Raw genomic sequence first — 19,121 nt, forward strand, 5'->3', positions numbered from 1 at the left:
GGGACGCCCCCTCGAAACTTTCTCAGGCGTCCAGCGCCGCCACCTCCGCCGCCGTCGGGTACGACTCCTGCGCCCCGCGCCGGGTCACGGCCGCCGCGCCGACGCGGGCCGCGTAGGCGGCCGCCACCGGCAACTCCTCGCCCGCGCCCAGCCGCCAGGCCAGCGCGGCCGTGAAGGCGTCCCCGGCCCCGGTGGTGTCCACGGCGGCGACCGCCACCGACGGCACCGCCCGTACGCCGGAGGCGTCGCACACCAGCGCGCCCTTCGCGCCCAGCGTCACCACCACCGAGCGCGGGCCGAGGGCCAGCAGGCGCCGGGCCCGGTCGGCCGGGTCGTCGCCGGTCGCGCCGTCGCCGAGCAGCACCCGCGCCTCGTGCTCGTTGACCACCAGCGGATCGCAGGCGGCCAGCACCTCGTCCGGCAGCGGGCGCGGCGGGGACGGGTTCAGCACGAACCGGGTGCCCTCGGGCAGCGCCCGCACCACGGCCGTCACCGTCTCCAGCGGGATCTCCAGCTGCGCCGACACCACCCGCGCCGCGGCCAGCACGTCCGCCCGCACATCGCTCTCGGTGAGGCGGGCGTTGGCGCCGGGGGAGACCACGATGCTGTTGTCCCCGGAGGGGTCGACGGTGATCAGCGCGACCCCGGTCGGCGCCCCGCCGGTCAGCACGGCCGCGGTGTCCACCCCGGCCGAGCGGAGCGAGTCCCGCAGCAGCCGGCCGTGGCCGTCGTCGCCGACCCGCGCCAGCAGCGCCGTACGGGCGCCGAGGCGGGCGGCGGCGACCGCCTGGTTGGCGCCCTTGCCGCCCGGATGGACGGCCAGGTCACCGCCGAGCACCGTCTCCCCGGCACCCGGCCGCCGCTCCACCCCGACCACCAGATCGGCGTTGGCGGACCCCACGACCAGCAGGTCGTAGTCGTACATCAAGAAGCTCCCTTACGGATCGAGGCGCGGTCAGCCGGTGAAGCCGGCCACGTTCTCGCGGGTGACGACCTTCACCGGCACCTTCACCATCGGTGCGACCTTGCCGCCGTCCAGCGCCTTGAGGGCGTTGGTGACGGCGATCCGGCCGAGCTGGGTCGGCTGCTGCGCCACCGACGCGTACAGACTGCCGTCCTTGACCGCCTTCAGCCCGTCCGGGGTGCCGTCGAAGCCGACGACCTGCACGGACCTGCCCGCCTTCGCGCCGAGCGCCTTGATCGCGCCGAGGGCCATCTCGTCGTTGGCCGCGATGACGCCCTGCACGTCGGGGTGGGCCTGGAGCAGGTTGGACATCACGTCCAGGCCCTTGGCCCGGTCGAAGTCGGCGGGCTGCTGGGCCAGCACCTTGATGCCGGGGTACTTCTTCAGCCCCCTGGCGAAGCCCTCGGCCCGCTCGCGCGCGGCGGAGGTGCCCGCCTGGCCCTGGAGGACGACGATCTTGCCCTTGCCGCCGAGCTTCTCCGCGACCGTCTTCGCGGCCAGCTCGCCGCCCGCCACGTTGTCGGAGGCGACCAGCGCGGCCACCTTCGCCTTGTTGACCCCCCGGTCCACCGCGATCACCGGGAGGCCGGCCTTGCCCGCCGCCTTCACCGAGTTGCCGGCCGCGTCGGAGTCCACCGGGTTGACGATGACCGCGCCGTAGCCGGAGCTGGTGAAGTTCTGCAGCTGGTCGGCTTGCTGGGAGGCGTCGTCACGGGCGTCGGTGACGGTGAGGTCCACGCCCCGCTTCTTCGCCTCCGCCTGGGCTCCGTCCCGGATCTGCACGAAGAAGGGGTTGTTCAGCGTCGACAGCGACAGGCCCAGCTTGGGACCGGCGGAGGCCGAGCCGCTGTGCAGGAAGGAGGTCGCGCCGACGATCGCCACCGTCACCACGGCCGCGAGCCCGTAGGTCGCCGCCTGCTTCCCCCGGTTCCCGCCGCCGGTACCGGCCGCCACCGGGGTCGCGCCCGCCTTGCGGCGCACGGTGTCCAGCAGCACGGCCAGCGCGATGACGACACCGATGACGACCTGCTGCCAGAACGCCGAGACGGAGAGCAGGTTGAGGCCGTTGCGCAGCACCGCGAGGATCAGCGCGCCGATCAGCGTGCCCGACGCCTTGCCGGTGCCGCCCGCGAGGGAGGCACCGCCGATGACGACGGCCGCGATGGCGTCCAGCTCGTAGCCGTCGGCGGCCTGCGGCTGCGCCGAGGACAGCCGGGAGGCGAGCACCACACCGGCGACGGCCGCGAACACGCCGGACAGCGCGTACACGGCGAGCTTCTGCCGCTTGACCCGGAGGCCGGAGAGGCGCGCGGCCTCCTCGTTGCCGCCGATCGCGTACATCGACCGGCCGATGTAGGTCCGCCCCAGCACGAACGCCGCGAGCAGCCCCATCACCACCATGACCAGCACCGGTACCGGCAGCCAGTTGCCGAGGGTGTCCCCGAGGTGGGAGACGGAGTCCGGGAACGGGATCGGCACGCCCCCGGAGATCACCAGCGACAGACCCCGCGCCACCGACAGCATGGCCAGTGTGGCGATGAACGGCGGCAGCTTCCCGTACGCCGTCAGGAAGCCGTTGACCAGGCCCGCCGCGATGCCCGTGGCGAGCGCGAGGACCACCGCGAGGGCGACCGGTACGCCGTGCGAGGTGGCGCTCCAGGCCAGCACGGTCGCCGACAGCGCGGCCACCGAGCCCACCGACAGGTCGATGCCCGCCGAGACGATCACGAAGGTCACACCGAAGGCGAGGATCGCCGTCACGGCCGCCTGCACACCGATGTTGAGCAGGTTGTCGGTGGTCAGGAAGTCGCCCGACAGCACCGACAGGGCTATGACGAGGACGATCAGCGCGGTCAGCGCGCCGTTGTCGAGCAGCAGCCGGCCGAAACCGCCCGCCGCGGAACTGCCGGAGTCCGCCCGGCTCTTGAGGGTGTCAGTGGCCACCGGGGGCCTCCGTTTCGGTACTGGGGTCGGTCGTGGGGGTGCCCACGGCGAGGGACATCACGGCATCCTGGGTGGCCTCGGCGGCGTCGAGTTCGCCCGCGATCCGGCCCTGGGCCATCACCAGCACCCGGTCGCTCATGCCGAGCACCTCGGGCAGGTCGCTGGAGATCATCAGGACGGCCGCACCGGCCGCGGTGAGTTCGTTGACGAGCTGGTAGATCTCGACCTTGGCGCCGACGTCGATACCGCGCGTCGGCTCGTCGAGGATCAGCACCTCGGCGTCGGCCAGCAGCCACTTGCCGATGACGACCTTCTGCTGGTTGCCGCCGGACAGGGTGCGCGCGTGCTGGCCGAGCCCCGCCATCCGCACGTTCAGCCGCTCGGCGATCCGCCCGGCCGCCGCGTACTGGCCCTTGCGGTCCACCAGCCCGCCCCGGCTCGCCGAACGCAGGGTCACCAGGCCCAGGTTCTCCGCCACGGAGGCGTCCAGCACCAGCCCCTGGCCCTTGCGGTCCTCGGGCACCAGACCGATCCCGGCGGTCAGCGCCGCGTCCACGTCGTGCCGGCGCAGCGCGGTGCCGCGCACCTTCACCGAGCCCGCGTCGTACGGGTCGGCGCCGAACACCGCCCGTGCCACCTCGGTGCGGCCCGCGCCGACCAGCCCGGCGATGCCGACGACCTCACCGGCGTGCACCTCGAAGCTCACGTCGTGGAAGACGCCGTCCCGGGTCAGCCCCTCCACCGCGAGCAACGGCTCGCCCCGCTCGGGGCGCTCCCGCGGGTACTGCTGCTCGATCGAGCGGCCCACCATCAGCCGGACGAGCTCGTCCTCGGGCGTGGACGCCGGGACCTGACCGACGCTGCGGCCGTCCCGGATCACCGTGACCCGGTCGCCGAGCGCGGCGATCTCTTCCAGGTGGTGGGTGATGAACACGATGCCGACGCCGTCCGCGCGCAGCGAGCGCACCAGCGCGAACAGCCGGCCGACCTCCTCGGAGGTGAGCACCGCGGTCGGCTCGTCCATGATCAGCACACGGGCGTCCAGGCTGAGCGCCTTGGCGATCTCCACCATCTGGAGCCGGGCGATGCCCAGTTCACGTACCCGCGTGCGCGGGTGGACGTCCAGGCCGACCCGCTTCAGCAGGGCCTCGGCGTCCGCCTCCATCCGGCCCCGGTCCACCATGCCGAACCGGCGCGGCTGGCGGCCCAGGAAGATGTTCTCGGCCACCGTCAGATCGGGGACCAGGTTGAACTCCTGGTAGATCGTGGCGATCCCGAGGGCCTCCGCGTCCCGCGCACCGCGCACCCGGACCTCGGTGCCGTCGACCAGGATGCGCCCGGAGTCCGGCGGGCACGCGCCGGAGAGGGTCTTGATCAGCGTGGACTTGCCCGCGCCGTTCTCGCCGAGCAGGACATGGACCTCGCCCCGGCGCAGCCCGAAGTCGACGCCGTCCAGCGCGACCACACCGGGGAACGCCTTGCGGATGCCCTCGACGCGCAGCAGTTCGTCGGGATCGCTCACGGTGTGCTCCTCTGCACCGGGGTGCTCCTTCGCATGGGGGACGTGGGAGGAATCAGTTCGGGGGCCGGGGCACCGCACGAACGGCGCACCACCAGCCGGGCGTCGAGGGTCACGGACTCGGCGGCCCGCCCCTCGATCCGGTCGACCAGGGCGCGCACCGCGGCCCGGCCCAGCTCGCCGGTGGGCTGGGCGATGGCGGTGATCGGCGGGTCGGTGTGCACGAACCACGCGATGTCGTCGAACACCGCCAGCGCGATGTCGTCCGGCACCCGCAGCCCGCGGGCCCGGGTCGCGTCCAGCGCGCCCAGCGCCATCAGGTTGTCCGCGGCGAACACCGCGTCGGGAGGCTCGGGCAGGTCGAGGAAGCCTTCGGTGACCCGCCGTCCGCTGGCCGCCTGGAAGTCGCCGTGGCCGATCAGCTCGTCGGTGAGCGGCAGCCCGTACGCGGCCAGCGCGTCCCGGAAGGCGGCCACCCGCTCGCTGCCGGTCGTGGTCCCGGCCGGGCCCGCGATGATGGCGAGCCGCCGGTGCCCGAGCAGATGCAGATGCGCCACCAGGTCCCGCACCGCCCGCCGGCCGTCGGCCCGGACCACCGGGACCTCGGCGCCCGGGATCCAGCGGTCCACGAAGACCACCGGGGTGCCCGCGCGGGCCGCGTCCAGCAGCAGCGGGGAGTCGCCGGGGGCCGGGGAGACCAGCAGGCCGTCGATCCGCCGGTCCAGCAGGGTGCGGACGTGGTGGTCCTGGAGGTCGGGACGCTCGTCGGCGTTGCCGATGATCACGCTGTACCCGAGGGCGCGGGCCGCCTCCTCCACCGAGCGGGCCAGCTCGGTGAAGTACGGGTTGAGCACGTCGCCGATCACCAGGCCGAGGGCGTGGGTCTGGTCGGTGCGCAGGGAACGGGCCACGGCGTTGGGCCGGTAGCCCAGCGCGGCCACGGCGGCCAGCACGCGGGAGCGCGCCTCGGCGCTCACCGAGGGATGGGCGTTCAGCACGCGCGAGACCGTGGCGACGGAGACACCCGCCGCGGCGGCGACGTCCTTGATGCTCGCCATCGACGGCTCCACCTCCTTGTGGAATCGTTTACAACGACGTGTTCGGGAGGATTGGAATCGATTACACGGGCTCCCGGCAAGCCCCTTCCCGGTGGCTGAAATCAGATCGTGATGAACCCCGCTCAGATGAGCGCTCCGGGTCCGGAGTTCACTGTCCGCCCCCGCCGGTACCGTCGGTCCATGGCTCAAGGGGCGGCTCGACAGGCGGGGAACACCACGGGCGAACGGCAGTTGGCCGAGCTGGAGGGTGTGCTGGAGCGCATCACCTACGCCGACGAGGAGACCGGCTACACCGTGGCCCGCGTCGACACCGGCCGGGGCGGCGGCGACCTGCTCACCGTGGTCGGCGCGCTGCTCGGCGCCCAGGTGGGGGAGTCGCTGCGGATGCGGGGGCGCTGGGGCTCACACCCCCAGTACGGCAGGCAGTTCACCTGCGAGAACTACACGACCGTCCTCCCCGCCACCGTCCAGGGCATCCGCCGCTACCTCGGCTCCGGCCTGGTCAAGGGCATCGGCCCGGTCTTCGCCGACCGCATCACCCGGCACTTCGGCCTGGACACCCTGCGGATCATCGAGGAGGAGCCGAAGCGCCTGATCGAGGTCCCCGGCCTCGGTCCCAAGCGCACCGGGCGGATCGCCGACGCCTGGGAGGAGCAGAAGGCGATCAAGGAGGTGATGCTCTTCCTCCAGAGCGTCGAGGTCTCCACCTCCATCGCCGTGCGCATCTACAAGAAGTACGGCGACGCCTCCATCTCCGTGGTGAAGAACCAGCCGTACCGGCTCGCCGCCGATGTCTGGGGCATCGGCTTCCTCACCGCCGACCGGATCGCCCGGTCCGTCGGCATCCCGCACGACAGCCCCGAACGCGTTAAGGCCGGCCTGCAGTACGCCCTCTCCCAGTCCACCGACCAGGGCCACTGCTATCTGCCCGAGGAACGCCTCATCGCGGACGCGGTCAAGCTCCTCCAGGTCGACACCGGCCTGGTCATCGAGTGCCTGGCCGCGCTGGCCGCCCCCGGCGAGGAGGGCGAGGAGCCGGGAGTCGTCCGGGAGAGGGTGCCCGGACCGGACGGCGGGGAGCCCGTCACCGCCGTGTACCTCGTCCCCTTCCACCGGGCCGAACTCTCCCTCGCCGCCCAGGTGTCGAGGCTGCTGCGCACCGGCGAGGACCGCATGCCGGCCTTCCGGGACGTGAACTGGGACAAGGCGCTCGGCTGGCTCAAGGGCCGTACCGGCACCGACCTCGCGCCGGAGCAGGAGGCGGCCGTCCGGCTCGCGCTCACCGAGAAGGTCGCCGTCCTCACCGGCGGCCCCGGCTGCGGCAAGTCCTTCACCGTCCGCTCGGTGGTCGAACTCGCCCGCGCCCGGCGGGCCAAGGTGGTGCTCGCCGCGCCCACCGGACGCGCCGCCAAGCGGCTGGCCGAGCTGACCGGCGCCGAGGCGTCCACCGTGCACCGGCTGCTGGAGCTGAAGCCCGGCGGAGACGCCGCCTACGACCGCGACCGCCCGCTGGACGCCGACCTCGTGGTCGTGGACGAGGCGTCCATGCTGGACCTGCTGCTCGCCAACAAGCTGGTCAAGGCGGTACCGCCCGGCGCCCATCTGCTGTTCGTGGGTGACGTGGACCAGTTGCCCAGCGTCGGCGCCGGGGAGGTGCTGCGGGACCTGCTGGCCGAGGGGAGCCCGGTGCCCGCCGTCCGGCTCACCCGCGTCTTCCGCCAGGCCCAGCGGTCCGGCGTGGTCACCAACGCGCACCGGATCAACGCCGGCCGGCACCCGCTCACCGAGGGGATGGACGACTTCTTCCTCTTCGTCGAGGACGACACCGAGGAGGCCGGCCGGCTCACCGTGGACGTGGCCGCCCGCCGCATCCCGGCCCGCTTCGGCCTCGACCCGCGCCGGGACGTGCAGGTCCTCGCCCCGATGCACCGGGGCCCGGCGGGCGCCGGCGCCCTCAACGCCCTGCTCCAGCAGGCCGTCACCCCCGGCCGCCCCGACGTGCCGGAGAAGCGGTTCGGCGGCCGGGTCTTCCGGGTCGGCGACAAGGTCACCCAGGTCCGCAACAACTACGACAAGGGCGTCAGCGGCGTCTTCAACGGCACCGTGGGCGTGGTGACCTCGCTCGACCCGGTCGAGCAGCGCCTGACGGTGCTGACCGACGAGGACGAGGAGGTGGGGTACGAATTCGACGAACTGGACGAACTGGCCCATGCCTACGCCGTGACCATTCACCGCTCCCAGGGCAGTGAATACCCGGCCGTGGTGATCCCGGTCACCACCGGCGCCTGGATGATGCTCCAGCGCAACCTGCTCTACACGGCGGTCACCCGCGCCAAGAAGCTGGTGGTGCTGGTGGGTTCGCGCAAGGCGATCGCGCAGGCCGTACGGACCGTGTCGGCAGGCCGGCGGTGCACCGCGCTCGGCTTCAGACTCGCCGGTTCCGGACGTGTCGGCGAAAATGATCGATCAAATGAGTCATGAAGGTCACAGAGCCTTTCCGGATGCCCCGCCCAGGGGGCAGGATGAGCAGGTTGACGGCACTGAGTGCCGCCAGTGGGCCAAGTGGCGACCCCGAGTGCACTCTCCTGAGCCAAATGGGGGATGGTAGAGACAGTCAGGGCACCTCGAAGATGAGGCACTAAGTCGGTGAGGGAAGACGTGAGCGAGCACACCAAGAACGACGCGGTAGTACTGCGGGTCGGCGACGGCGAGTACACCTATCCGGTGGTCGACAGCACCGTCGGCGACAAGGGCTTCGACATCGGGAAGCTCCGCGCCCAGACCGGTCTGGTGACCCTGGACAGCGGCTACGGCAACACGGCCGCGTACAAATCCGCCGTCACCTACCTCGACGGCGAGGCGGGCATCCTCCGCTACCGCGGCTACCCGATCGAGCAGCTCGCCGAGCGCTCCACCTTCCTCGAGGTGGCGTACCTCCTGATCAACGGTGAGCTTCCGACCGTCGACGAGCTGGCCAAGTTCAAGAACGACATCACGCGGCACACCCTGCTGCACGAGGACGTCAAGAACTTCTACCGGGGCTTCCCGCGCGACGCCCACCCGATGGCCATGCTGTCCTCGGTGGTCTCGGCGCTGTCCACCTTCTACCAGGACAGCCACAACCCGTTCGACGAGGAGCAGCGCGACCTCTCCACGATCCGGCTGCTCGCCAAGCTCCCGACGATCGCGGCGTACGCCTACAAGAAGTCGATCGGCCACCCGTTCGTCTACCCGCGCAACGACCTCGGCTACGTCGAGAACTTCCTGCGCATGACGTTCTCGGTGCCGGCCCAGGAGTACGACCTCGACCCGGTCGTCGTCTCCGCGCTGGACAAGCTGCTGATCCTGCACGCGGACCACGAGCAGAACTGCTCGACCTCCACGGTCCGCCTGGTCGGCTCCTCGCAGGCCAACATGTTCGCCTCGATCTCCGCCGGCATCAACGCGCTGTGGGGCCCGCTGCACGGCGGCGCCAACCAGTCGGTGCTGGAGATGCTGGAGAACATCCAGGCCAACGGCGGCGACGTCGACAGCTTCATCCGCAAGGTGAAGAACAAGGAGGACGGCGTCCGCCTGATGGGCTTCGGCCACCGGGTGTACAAGTCCTTCGACCCGCGCGCCAAGATCATCAAGGCCGCCGCGCACGACGTCCTCTCCGCGCTCGGCAAGTCCGACGAGCTGCTGGACATCGCGCTCAAGCTGGAGGAGCACGCGCTCTCCGACGACTACTTCGTCTCGCGCAACCTCTACCCCAACGTGGACTTCTACACCGGTCTGATCTACCGGGCCATGGGCTTCCCGACCGAGATGTTCACGGTCCTGTTCGCCCTCGGCCGGCTGCCGGGCTGGATCGCCCAGTGGACCGAGATGATCAAGGAGCCGGGTTCCCGCATCGGCCGCCCGCGCCAGATCTACACGGGTGTCGTCGAGCGCGACTTCGTGCCGGTCGAGCAGCGCTAAGTACCACAAAAAGCGGAAGGCGCCCTGGCGTCGGTCCCCCCACGGGCCGACGTCCAGGGCGCCTTCCCATGCCCCGGTGCGGATTCCCCCCACGGGATCCGGGCCGGGCGCTCGGAGAGACAGCGCCTGAATTCGCTGTCCGAGCAGGGCGGGTGTACCCGCCGTGCTCCAGTGATGTGAAACGTGTTTGCGGTCTGCCGGGACAGCGCACGCTGGGAGGGCCGCTCAAAGCTTCCCGGTGTACGTGCCCCGGCAACGCATCTCTGGAGAAGTCCCCCAAGACATCTCCAGATGCCAGCCGGCGCCCCCCAAGACGCTGGACTGACACCGCCAACTTAGACCTTCGAACCCCTTCGATGGTTACGTTCGCGTCACTGTGATCTGCGTCTCTTGCATACGTCCCATAGGTGCGCAAGAGCCCCGATCCGGCGATCGGGACCCAAGCGTAAGGAAGATGCGCGAGCCTTGTGAAGAGCTTATGTGAGGTCCGCGCCGGACTCCAGAGGGACTCTTACTTCTCCTCGGGGGACTTCTTCCGGCCACTCACGGCACTTCCTGGCCCATCTCAGCGGAACCGGCGCAGCCGCAGGCTGTTGGTCACCACGAACACCGAGGAGAAGGCCATCGCCGCCCCCGCGATCATCGGGTTCAGCAGCCCCGCCGCGGCCAGCGGCAGCGCGGCGACGTTGTAGCCGAAGGCCCACGCCAGGTTGCCCTTGATGGTGGCGAGGGTGCGCCGGGAGAGCCGGATGGCGTCGGCGGCCACCCGCAGGTCGCCCCGGACCAGGGTGAGGTCCCCGGCCTCGATCGCCGCGTCGGTGCCGGTGCCCATGGCGAGACCCAGGTCGGCGGTGGCGAGCGCCGCCGCGTCGTTCACCCCGTCCCCGACCATGGCGACGGTCCGGCCCTCGCGCCGCAGCCGGTGGATCACGTCGACCTTGTCCTCGGGCAGCACCTCGGCGACCACCTCGTCGATGCCGACCTCCCGCGCGACCGCCTCGGCCACCGTGCGGTTGTCCCCGGTGAGCAGCACCGGCGTCAGGCCGAGGGCGCGCAGTTCGCGTACCGCCTCGGCGCTGGTCTCCTTCACCGCGTCCGCGACGGCGAGCACCGCGCGCGGCTTGCCGTCCCAGCCCGCCACGACGGCCGTACGGCCCTCCTGCTCGGCCCGGGAGCGGGCGGCGGCCAGCTCCCCGGGCAGGTCGTCCCAGAGCCGCCCGGCGGCCACCTCGTGGCCCTCCACGCTGCCGCGCACACCGCGGCCGGGGACGTTCTCGAAGTGCTCGGCCGGGGGCAGTGTGCCGACGCGCTCCTCCGCGCCCTCCGCGACGGCGCGGGCGACGGGGTGCTCGGAGGCGTGCTCCAGGGCGCCGACGAGCCGCAACACCTGCTTCTCGTCCTCGCCGGGGGTGGTGTACACCTCCTGGAGCGTCATCCGCCCGGTCGTGACGGTGCCGGTCTTGTCCAGGACGACGGTGTCCACGCGCCGGGTGGACTCCAGCACCTCGGGACCCTTGATGAGGATGCCGAGCTGCGCGCCCCGCCCGGTGCCGACCATCAGCGCGGTCGGGGTGGCGAGGCCCAGTGCGCAGGGGCAGGCGATGATCAGTACGGCGACGGCGGCGGTGAACGCGGCGACCGTGTCCCCGGTGACGCCGAGCCAGACGCCGAAGGTGCCGAGCGCGATGAGGATGACGACCGGCACGAACACGGCGGAGATCCGGTCGGCGAGGCGCTGCACCTCGGCCTTGCCGTTCTGCGCGTCCTCCACCATCCGGGCCATCCGGGCCAACTGGGTGTCCCCGCCGACCCGGTCCGCCTCGACCACCAGCCGCCCGCCCGCGTTGACGGTGGCGCCGGTGACCCGGTCGCCGGGGGAGACGTCGACGGGCACGGACTCGCCGGTCAGCATGGAGACGTCGACGGCGGAGGTGCCTTCGAGCACCGTGCCGTCGGTGGCGATCTTCTCCCCGGGCCGCACCACGAACCGGTCGCCCACGGCGAGCGAGCCCACCGGTATCCGGGTCTCGCGCCGGTCCCGCAGTACGGTCACGTCCTTGGCGCCCAGCTCCATCAGCGCCCGCAGCGCGGCCCCGGCCCGGCGCTTGGAGCGGGCCTCCAGGTAGCGGCCGAGCAGGATCAGCGCGACGACCCCGGCGGCGACCTCCAGGTAGATGACGGAGGTGCCCTCGGAGCGGGAGACGGTGAACGAGAAGGCGTGCCGCATGCCGGGCATGCCGGCGTGGCCGAAGAAGAGGGCCCACAGCGACCAGCCGAACGCGGCCAGCGTGCCGACCGAGACGAGGGTGTCCATGGTGGCCGCGCCGTGCCGCAGGTTGGTCCAGGCGGCCCGGTGGAAGGGCCACCCGCCCCAGACGACCACGGGCGCGGCGAGGGTCAGCGAGAGCCACTGCCAGTTGTCGAACTGGAGGGGCGGGACCATGGCCATCAGGATCACGGGCACGGCGAGCAGGGCGGAGATCAGCAGCCGCTGCCGCAGCGCGGACAGCTCGGGGTCGCGCTCGGCCGGCCCCGCGGACCCGCCCGCGTCGGGGGCCGGTTCCGGCTCCGGGGGCGGGGGCTCCTCGGCGGTGTACCCGGTCTTCTCGACGACCGCGATCAGGTCCGCGACATGGACGCCGTCGCCGAAGCTGACCTTCGCCTTCTCCGTCGCGTAGTTCACGGTGGCGCTCACGCCGTCCATGCGGTTGAGCTTCTTCTCCACCCGCGCGGCACAGGACGCGCAGGTCATGCCGCCGATGAGCAGCTCGACCCGGTTCTCGTCCGCCTCGGGCGCCCTGCGCCCTGTCTCTGCGGTGGTGCTGGTCATGACCGGACTCCAGACATCGGACCGGACCTCACGGAATCCAGTATGAGCTGGTCGGTGCGGCCCGGTCGGGGAAAGGTCGCGCGGTCCGCGCGCGGCGCGCGCGGACCTGCGGGGGTGGTGCTCAGGCCCGGCCGGTCAGCTCGAAGCCGGCCTCGTCGACGGCGGCCCGCACGGCCTCCTCGTCGAGCGGGGCCGACGAGACGACGGTGACCTCGCCGGTGGAGGCGACGGCCTTCACCGAGCTCACGCCGGGAATCCGGGAGACCTCGCCGGAGACGGAGCCCTCGCAGTGGCCGCAGCTCATGCCGCTCACCTGGTAGACGGCGGTGACGGAGCCAGGGGTGTCGGTCTGGGCGCTCATGTCGTTCTCCTCGTCGTACTGGGGTGTCCTCGGGGGACCCTCACGCTGGCCACACTATACCCCTAGGGGGTATTCCCCAAGGGGGTGCCGAGTGCGGGGGGAATTCACCGGCACCCTATGTATACGCCCGCTTTGTCGCAGTGCGACGAACGCCCGCACGGCCTCCCCGCCGGGAGGTGTGCGGGCGTTCGCCGTGCCGGGTGGCGCGAGGGTCAGCCGTCTCTGCGGCCCCGGTTGCCGGGCCGGGAGGCGACCCAGGCGCGGACGGTGTCGGCGTACCAGTAGGGCTTGCCGCTCTCCACGAGGTCGGGCGGTGGCAGCAGGCCGTGTTTGCGGTAGGACCGAACGGTGTCCGGCTGCACCCGGATGTGTGCCGCGATCTCCTTGTAGGACCAGAGCCTGCGGTCGGTCATGCGTCGCACCTCCTGCGCGCGCCGCGGCGGCGGCCGGGGAACGGCCGTCGGGGGAGCCCGGCGCTGTGCTGGTGATCACCAAGCCTGTGCCCGGTCAACGACGCAGAGTGACCGCGAGCAAGCGGCTGTGGGCCGGGTGTGACCGAGAACCCGCGTACGCGCGACATATGTGACAGGAGGGGCGCGTTCGTGACACAACCACAGCAGAAGAAGCGGGCGTGCGCCGGGCGTGGCGGGTTGACCCCCACGGCCGGGACCGTCGCGCACGCCCGCGCGCGGGGCGTTCTGCGGTGTGTTTGTCAGCGGGCGGTCAACAGCGGGGCGTCGCCGGCGGTGCGTTCATACGCCGCACGACCGCAGGAACGCACGGGTGCGGCGGGCGATCGGCAGCGGCCGGTCCGGCTCGCAGGGGTACATGTCCTGCTCGACGATGGCGAACAGGTCGGTGTCCAGCCGGGCCGCCGCCGCGAGGACGGGGCCGAGCGCGGGTACCCCGGCGGGGGGTTCGCACATCACGCCCCGCGCGACCGCCGGGCCGAAGGGCGTGCCCTCCGCCCGCACCCGGGCCAGGATCTCCGGGTCGACCTGCTTGAGGTGGAGGTAGCCGATCCGCTCGCCGTAGGTCTCGATCAGCTCGACGCTGTCCCCGCCGCAGTAGGCGTAGTGGCCGGTGTCCAGGCAGAGGGAGACCAGGTCCGGGTCGGTGGCGTCGAGGAAGCGGGTGACGTGGGCCTCGCTGTCGATGTGCGTGTCGGCGTGGGGGTGGACGACGATCGTCAGTCCGTACCGCTCGCGCACCTCGCGGCCCAGCCGCTCGGTCTGCCCGGTCAGGTCGCGCCACTGGGCCGGGGTCAGTTCGGCCGGCTCCAGCACCGCGCCGGTGCGGTCGTCCCGCCAGAAGGAGGGGATCACGACGAGGTGGCGGGCGCCGGTGGCGCGGGTCAGTTCGGCCACGGCGGAGACGTGCTCCCAGGTCTTTTCCCACACCGCCGGGCCGTGGTGCAGCCCGGTGAACACGGTCCCGGCCGACACCTTCAGGCCACGCCGGGCGGTCTCCTCGGCGAGCACCCCGGGGTCGGTGGGCAGATACCCGTAGGGGCCGAGTTCGATCCACTCGTAGCCGGACGCGGCCACCTCGTCCAGAAAGCGCCGCCAGGGGACCTGGGCGGGGTCGTCCGGGAACCAGACGCCCCAGGAGTCGGGCGCCGATCCGACGCGGACACGGGACAGCGGAGAGGACGGCATCGACGTCATGGCCGCCAGCGTGCGGGCCGTCCGGAAAAGGTGTCAATAGCTGGTCCGAATGTCTGGACAAAACATTGACAGGGCTCACCGGACCGGACTAGAAAGCCGGGGGAGAGTCCTGCCGGGGGTAGTCCTGACGAATCCTTGAGAAGGGGAGCCGATGGCGTACGACCTGATCACCATGGGACGGATCGGGGTGGACCTCTACCCCCTCCAGACCGGCGTCCCGCTCGACCGGGTGACCTCCTTCGGCAAGTTCCTCGGCGGCTCCGCCACCAATGTCGCCGTCGCCGCCGCCCGCCTCGGGCTCACAACCGCCGTCATCACCCGCACCGGTGACGACCCGTTCGGCACGTACCTCCACGAGGCGCTGCGCGGCTTCGGCGTGGACGACCGCTGGGTCACCCCGGTACCCGGACTGCCCACCCCGGTGACCTTCTGCGAGGTCTTCCCGCCGGACGACTTCCCGCTCTACTTCTACCGGCTGCCCAAGGCCCCCGACCTGGAGATCCACCCCGGCGAACTCGATCTCGACGCGATCCGCGCCGCCCGCGTCCTCTGGGTCACCGGGACCGGCCTGAGCGAGGAGCCGAGCCGCGGCGCCACCCTCGGCGCCCTCGCCCACCGGGCCCGGTCGGGCATCACCGTCTTCGACCTGGACTGGCGGCCCGCTCTCTGGGACGACGCGGCCCGGGAGGACCCCGGCATCGCCCGCCCGTACTACGCCGAGGCCCTGCGGCACGCCACCGTCGCCGTCGGCAACGTGGACGAGGTGGAGATCGCCACCGGCACCCGCGAACCGCACGCCGCCGCCCGCGCGCTGCTGGAGGCGGGGGTGGAGCTGGCGGTGGTGAAGCAGGGTCCCAAGGGCGTCCTCGCCGTCCACCGCGACGGCCGGAGCGCGGAGGTGCCTCCGCTGCCCGTCACCGTCCGCAACGGCCTCGGCGCGGGCGACGCGTTCGGGGGCGCGCTGTGCCACGGGCTGCTGGCGGGGTGGGACCTGGAGAAGGTGATGCGGCACGCCAACGCCGCCGGGGCGATCGTGGCCTCGCGGCTGGAGTGCTCCTCGGCGATGCCGACCCCGGACGAGGTGGCTGCCGCGCTGGCGGCGGGAGCGGTGCGATGAGCCCTGGCCGGGCGCGGGCGGGGACCGGCGTGGAGGCTCCCGCCGGGGCCGCCGCCGGAACCCCGGATCAGACCGGAGCCGGGCGATGAGTACCGCCCGCGTCGACGTCGCCGCCCTGGTCCACCTCCGTACCCGGCACCCCGAGGCCGTCGCGGAGGCTGCCGCGCGGCGGGTGCGGCGGCCGTTGGTCGGCGCGAGGGAGCGGCTGCTGATCGTGGCCGCCGACCATCCGGCACGGGGTGCGCTCGGCGCGGGCGGGCGGCCCTTCGCCATGGCCGACCGGGCCGACCTGCTGCGCCGGCTGTGCGTGGCGCTGTCCCGGCCCGGCGTGGACGGGGTGCTGGCCACGGCCGACGTACTGGACGACCTGCTGCTGCTCGGCGCCCTGGAGGGCAAGGTCGTCCTCGGCTCCATGAACCGGGGCGGCCTGCAGGGCGCCCGCTTCGAACTGGACGACCGCTTCACCGGACCCCGCCCCGAGGACATCGCGCGCCGCCGCTTCGACGCGGGCAAGCTGCTGCTGCGCATCGACCCCTCCGACCCCGGCTCGCTGACCACCCTGGAGTCCGCCGCCCGCGCCGTCGACGCCATGGCGGAGCGCCGGCTCCCGCTGTTCATCGAGCCGTTCCTCAGCCGACGCGGCCCGGACGGGCGCCTGCGCAACGATCTGTCCGCCGAGGCCGTGACCACCTCCCTCGCCATCGCCTCCGGACTCGGCGGCTCCTCCGCCTACACCTGGTTGAAGGTGCCCGTCACCGAGAACCCGGACGACATGGCCGACGTCATGGCGACCACCACGCTGCCCGCCGTCCTGCTGGGCGGCGAGACCGGCGGCTCCCCGCAGGAGCAGGCGGCCGCGTACGAGAAGTGGCGCGGCGCGCTGCGACTGCCCACCGTGCGCGGCCTGGTGGTCGGCCGCACACTGCTGTACCCGGCGGACGGCGACGTGGCCGCCGCCGTGGACACCGCCGCAGGACTGCTGTGAGGGCCCGCATGACCAGCACCCGACTCCATCTGCCGCACGGCGAGGCCGCGAGCGGCCCGTACGCGCTCGACATCGGGCCGGATCAGGAGGGCAGGCCCCGGAGTTGGGCCCACACGCGCCTGCGCGTCGCGGAGCTGGAAGCGGGCGGCACCCATACCTTCGACACCGGCGACGCCGAATGGATCGTGCTCCCCCTCCAGGGTGCATGTACCGTACAAATTGACGAGAACGAGTTTCAGATCCGGGGCCGGGAGAACGTGTTCGCGGCAGTCTCCGACTTCGCGTACGCCCCCCGCGACAGCCGGGTCCAGATCGCCTCCGGCGCGGGAGGCCGCTTCGCCCTGGCAGGAGCGAAGTGCGAGCGACGACTCCCCGCCCGCTACGGCCCCGCGCCGGAGGTCCCCGTCGAACAGCGCGGCACCGGCACCTGCGCCCGCCAGGTGCGCAACTTCGCCGCCGCCGACACCTTCGACTGCGACCGGCTCATCGCCGTGGAGGTCATCACCCCCGGCGGCAACTGGTCGTCCTACCCGCCGCACAAGCACGACGAGCACCGGCCGGGGGAGGAGTCCGAGCTGGAGGAGATCTACTACTTCGAGATCGAGGACGGCGGCCTCGGCTACCAGCGCGTCCTCCCCTCCCGTACCGGTGGTGCCGACCTGCTCGCCGAGGTCCGCACGGGTGACGCGGTGCTCGTACCCGACGGCTGGCACGGCCCGTCGATCGCCCAGCCCGGCCATGCCATGTACTACCTGAACGTGATGGCCGGCCCCGGCGCGGACCGGGAGTGGCGGATCAGCTTCCACCCCGACCACACAGGGGGTTACCGGTGACCACCAGGCTCACGGTCGCGCAGGCGCTCGTCCGCTTCCTCGCCGCCCAGTACACCGAGCGCGACGGCGTACGGCAGCGGCTCGTCGGCGCCACCTGGGGGATCTTCGGCCACGGCAACGTCGCCGGACTCGGCCAGGCCCTGCTGGAGCACCGCGAGTCGATGCCGTACCACCAGGGCCGCAACGAGCAGGCGATGGTGCACGCGGCCGTCGGGTACGCCCGGCAGTCGAACCGGCTCTCCACCCACGCGGTGACCACCTCCATCGGCCCCGGCGCCACCAACCTCGTCACCGGCGCCGCCCTCGCCACCGTCAACCACCTGCCCGTCCTGCTGCTCCCCGGCGACGTCTTCGCCACCCGCCCCGCCGACCCCGTCCTGCAGCAGCTCGAACTCCCCTACGCGGGCGATGTGTCGGTGAACGACACCCTGCGCCCGGTGTCCCGGTACTTCGACCGGATCACCCGCCCCGAGGCCCTGATCCCGAGCGCGCTCGCGGCCGTACGGGTGCTCACCGACCCGGTCGGCACCGGCGCCGTCACCCTCGCCCTCCCGCAGGACGTGCAGGCGGAGGCGTACGACTGGCCCGAGGAGTTCTTCGCCGACCGGGTGTGGACCGTGCGCAGGCCCGGCGCCGACCCGGCCGAACTCGCCGAAGCGGTACGGGTGATCAGGGAGGCCCGGCGTCCCCTCGTCGTCGCGGGCGGCGGGGTCCACCACAGCCGTGCCGAGGACGCGCTCGTGGAGTTCGCCGCCGCCACGGGCATCCCGGTCGCCTCCACCCAGGCCGGCAAGGGCTCCCTGCCGTACGACCATCCCCAGGACGTCGGCGGCATCGGCCACACCGGCACCCGCACGGCCGGCGAACTCGCCCGCGCCGCCGACCTGGTGATCGGGGTCGGCACCCGGTACACCGACTTCACCACCGCCTCCGGCACCCTCTTCGAGGACCCGGGTGTGCGCTTCCTCAACCTCAACATCGCGCCCTTCGACGGCCACAAGCTGGCCGGGCTGCCGCTGGTCGCCGACGCCCGCAGCGGGCTGGGCGAGCTGACCGAGGCGCTGGGGATGCACGGGTACCGGGTGCCGGAGGCGTGGGTGGCCGGTTACACCGAGGGCAAGGCCCGCTGGGAGGCGGGTGTCGACGCCTGCTTCGCCGCCGAGGACCCCGACGCGGTGCCGACCCAGGTCCAGGTGATCGGCGCGCTGGACGCCCTGGTGGACGCGAGCGACATCATCGTGGGCGCGGCCGGCTCCCTCCCCGGCGACCTGCACAAACTCTGGCGGACCCGCGCCCGCGACCAGTACCACCTGGAGTACGGATACTCCTGCATGGGCTACGAGATCCCGGCCGCCCTCGGCGTGAAGCTCGCGGCGCCCGACCGGAACGTGTGGGCGCTGGTCGGCGACGGCACGTATCTGATGATGCCGACCGAGATCGTCACCGCCGTGCAGGAGGGCGTCGCGGTCAAGATGGTGCTGATCCAGAACCACGGGTACGCGTCCATCGGCGGTCTGTCCGAGTCGGTCGGCGCCGAGCGCTTCGGCACCGCGTACCGGTGTCCCGCCGGGGACGGCACCCTCACCGGCCCGCCGCTCCCCGTCGACCTCGCCGCCAACGCGGCCAGCCTCGGCATGCGGGTGCTGCGCGCCCGGACGGTCGCCGAGCTGCGGGCGGCCCTCGCCGAGGCGCGCGCCGCCGACACTCCCACTTGTGTCTACGTGGAGACCGAAACGTCCGACAGTGTGTCGGGCGCGCCTCCCGCCGCGGCCTGGTGGGATGTTCCTGTGGCCGAGACCGCGACCAGACCGTCCGCGGTCAAGGCACGCGAGCTGTACGAACGGCATCTGCCGGCCCGCCGCCGCCATCTGTGACAAGGAGCC

At 72.5% G+C, this 19,121-nt stretch carries 14 protein-coding genes; 6 read left to right on the forward strand and 8 right to left on the reverse strand.

The genetic code is table 11. The features are described 5' to 3' along the window. Positions 1–22: 22 nt before the first annotated feature. From EV284_RS12600 to EV284_RS12615, 4 genes are read right to left on the reverse strand one after another with little or no spacing between them, the layout of a single operon-like run. Positions 23–925: a ribokinase gene (locus EV284_RS12600; RefSeq protein WP_130333380.1), complete on the reverse strand. Its 903-nt coding sequence runs from the start codon at positions 923–925 to the stop codon at positions 23–25. Positions 926–955: 30 nt separating this feature from the next. Continuing rightward, entirely contained in the window at positions 956–2,908 is a 1,953-nt protein-coding gene (locus EV284_RS12605; RefSeq protein WP_130333382.1) for a substrate-binding domain-containing protein, read from the reverse strand. Beyond that, positions 2,898–4,430: a sugar ABC transporter ATP-binding protein gene (locus EV284_RS12610; protein WP_130333384.1), complete on the reverse strand. Its 1,533-nt coding sequence runs from the start codon at positions 4,428–4,430 to the stop codon at positions 2,898–2,900. The genes EV284_RS12605 and EV284_RS12610 overlap by 11 nt, the downstream gene beginning before the upstream one ends. Then, a complete protein-coding gene (locus tag EV284_RS12615) occupies positions 4,427–5,485 on the reverse strand; it encodes a LacI family DNA-binding transcriptional regulator (protein WP_130333386.1) in 1,059 nt (352 codons plus the stop codon). The genes EV284_RS12610 and EV284_RS12615 overlap by 4 nt, the downstream gene beginning before the upstream one ends. A 180-nt stretch (positions 5,486–5,665) precedes the next feature. Between EV284_RS12615 and EV284_RS12620 the strand changes: the two genes are divergently transcribed. Beyond that, the gene (locus EV284_RS12620) at positions 5,666–7,966 is read left to right on the forward strand and encodes an ATP-dependent RecD-like DNA helicase (RefSeq protein ID WP_130333388.1); all 2,301 of its coding nucleotides are present in this window, start codon (positions 5,666–5,668) and stop codon (positions 7,964–7,966) included. A 177-nt stretch (positions 7,967–8,143) separates the two neighbouring features. Then, positions 8,144–9,445, forward strand: a complete 1,302-nt coding sequence (locus tag EV284_RS12625) for a citrate synthase (RefSeq protein ID WP_086695593.1) — start codon at positions 8,144–8,146, stop codon at positions 9,443–9,445. Between the two features lie 565 nt (positions 9,446–10,010). Here the strand turns inward: EV284_RS12625 and EV284_RS12630 are convergent. The 4 genes from EV284_RS12630 to EV284_RS12645 form a co-directional block, all read right to left on the reverse strand. Next, the gene (locus EV284_RS12630) at positions 10,011–12,275 is read right to left on the reverse strand and encodes a heavy metal translocating P-type ATPase (RefSeq protein WP_130333390.1); all 2,265 of its coding nucleotides are present in this window, start codon (positions 12,273–12,275) and stop codon (positions 10,011–10,013) included. A gap of 121 nt (positions 12,276–12,396) precedes the next feature. Further along, positions 12,397–12,636: a heavy-metal-associated domain-containing protein gene (locus EV284_RS12635; RefSeq protein ID WP_130333392.1), complete on the reverse strand. Its 240-nt coding sequence runs from the start codon at positions 12,634–12,636 to the stop codon at positions 12,397–12,399. Between the two features lie 212 nt (positions 12,637–12,848). Next, complete coding sequence (locus EV284_RS12640) at positions 12,849–13,049, reverse strand: MerR family transcriptional regulator (protein WP_030816659.1); 201 nt, start codon at positions 13,047–13,049, stop codon at positions 12,849–12,851. 339 nt (positions 13,050–13,388) lie between these two features. Continuing rightward, a complete protein-coding gene (locus EV284_RS12645; protein WP_130333394.1) occupies positions 13,389–14,303 on the reverse strand; it encodes a sugar phosphate isomerase/epimerase in 915 nt (304 codons plus the stop codon). 151 nt (positions 14,304–14,454) lie between these two features. Here EV284_RS12645 and iolC point away from each other — a divergent pair, with 151 nt between their 5' ends. The 4 genes from iolC (at position 14,455) to iolD (ending at position 19,112) form a co-directional block, all read left to right on the forward strand. Further along, positions 14,455–15,420 carry a 5-dehydro-2-deoxygluconokinase gene (gene iolC / locus EV284_RS12650; protein ID WP_130333396.1) on the forward strand — a complete coding sequence of 322 codons (966 nt, stop codon included), beginning with the start codon at positions 14,455–14,457 and terminating at the stop codon, positions 15,418–15,420. Between the two features lie 85 nt (positions 15,421–15,505). After that, entirely contained in the window at positions 15,506–16,405 is a 900-nt protein-coding gene (locus EV284_RS12655; RefSeq protein ID WP_130333398.1) for a deoxyribose-phosphate aldolase, read from the forward strand. A gap of 8 nt (positions 16,406–16,413) precedes the next feature. Continuing rightward, entirely contained in the window at positions 16,414–17,238 is an 825-nt protein-coding gene (iolB, locus tag EV284_RS12660) for a 5-deoxy-glucuronate isomerase (RefSeq protein WP_130333400.1), read from the forward strand. Then, a complete protein-coding gene (gene iolD, locus EV284_RS12665; RefSeq protein WP_130333402.1) occupies positions 17,235–19,112 on the forward strand; it encodes a 3D-(3,5/4)-trihydroxycyclohexane-1,2-dione acylhydrolase (decyclizing) in 1,878 nt (625 codons plus the stop codon). The genes iolB and iolD overlap by 4 nt, the downstream gene beginning before the upstream one ends. Positions 19,113–19,121: the final 9 nt, after the last annotated feature.

The sequence above is a fragment of the Streptomyces sp. BK022 genome (genome assembly GCF_004217355.1).
Lineage (GTDB): Bacteria > Actinomycetota > Actinomycetes > Streptomycetales > Streptomycetaceae > Streptomyces > Streptomyces griseoluteus.

Coding starts and splice junctions, on each gene's coding strand:
- iolB (WP_130333400.1), top strand. CDS start 16,414: ATGACCAGCACCCGACTCCATCTGCCGCACGGCGAGGCCGCGAGCGGC.
- EV284_RS12615 (WP_130333386.1), bottom strand. CDS start 5,485: ATGGCGAGCATCAAGGACGTCGCCGCCGCGGCGGGTGTCTCCGTCGCC.
- EV284_RS12620 (WP_130333388.1), top strand. CDS start 5,666: ATGGCTCAAGGGGCGGCTCGACAGGCGGGGAACACCACGGGCGAACGG.
- EV284_RS12630 (WP_130333390.1), bottom strand. CDS start 12,275: ATGACCAGCACCACCGCAGAGACAGGGCGCAGGGCGCCCGAGGCGGAC.
- EV284_RS12640 (WP_030816659.1), bottom strand. CDS start 13,049: ATGACCGACCGCAGGCTCTGGTCCTACAAGGAGATCGCGGCACACATC.
- EV284_RS12645 (WP_130333394.1), bottom strand. CDS start 14,303: ATGACGTCGATGCCGTCCTCTCCGCTGTCCCGTGTCCGCGTCGGATCG.
- EV284_RS12655 (WP_130333398.1), top strand. CDS start 15,506: ATGAGTACCGCCCGCGTCGACGTCGCCGCCCTGGTCCACCTCCGTACC.
- iolC (WP_130333396.1), top strand. CDS start 14,455: ATGGCGTACGACCTGATCACCATGGGACGGATCGGGGTGGACCTCTAC.
- EV284_RS12600 (WP_130333380.1), bottom strand. CDS start 925: ATGTACGACTACGACCTGCTGGTCGTGGGGTCCGCCAACGCCGATCTG.
- EV284_RS12635 (WP_130333392.1), bottom strand. CDS start 12,636: ATGAGCGCCCAGACCGACACCCCTGGCTCCGTCACCGCCGTCTACCAG.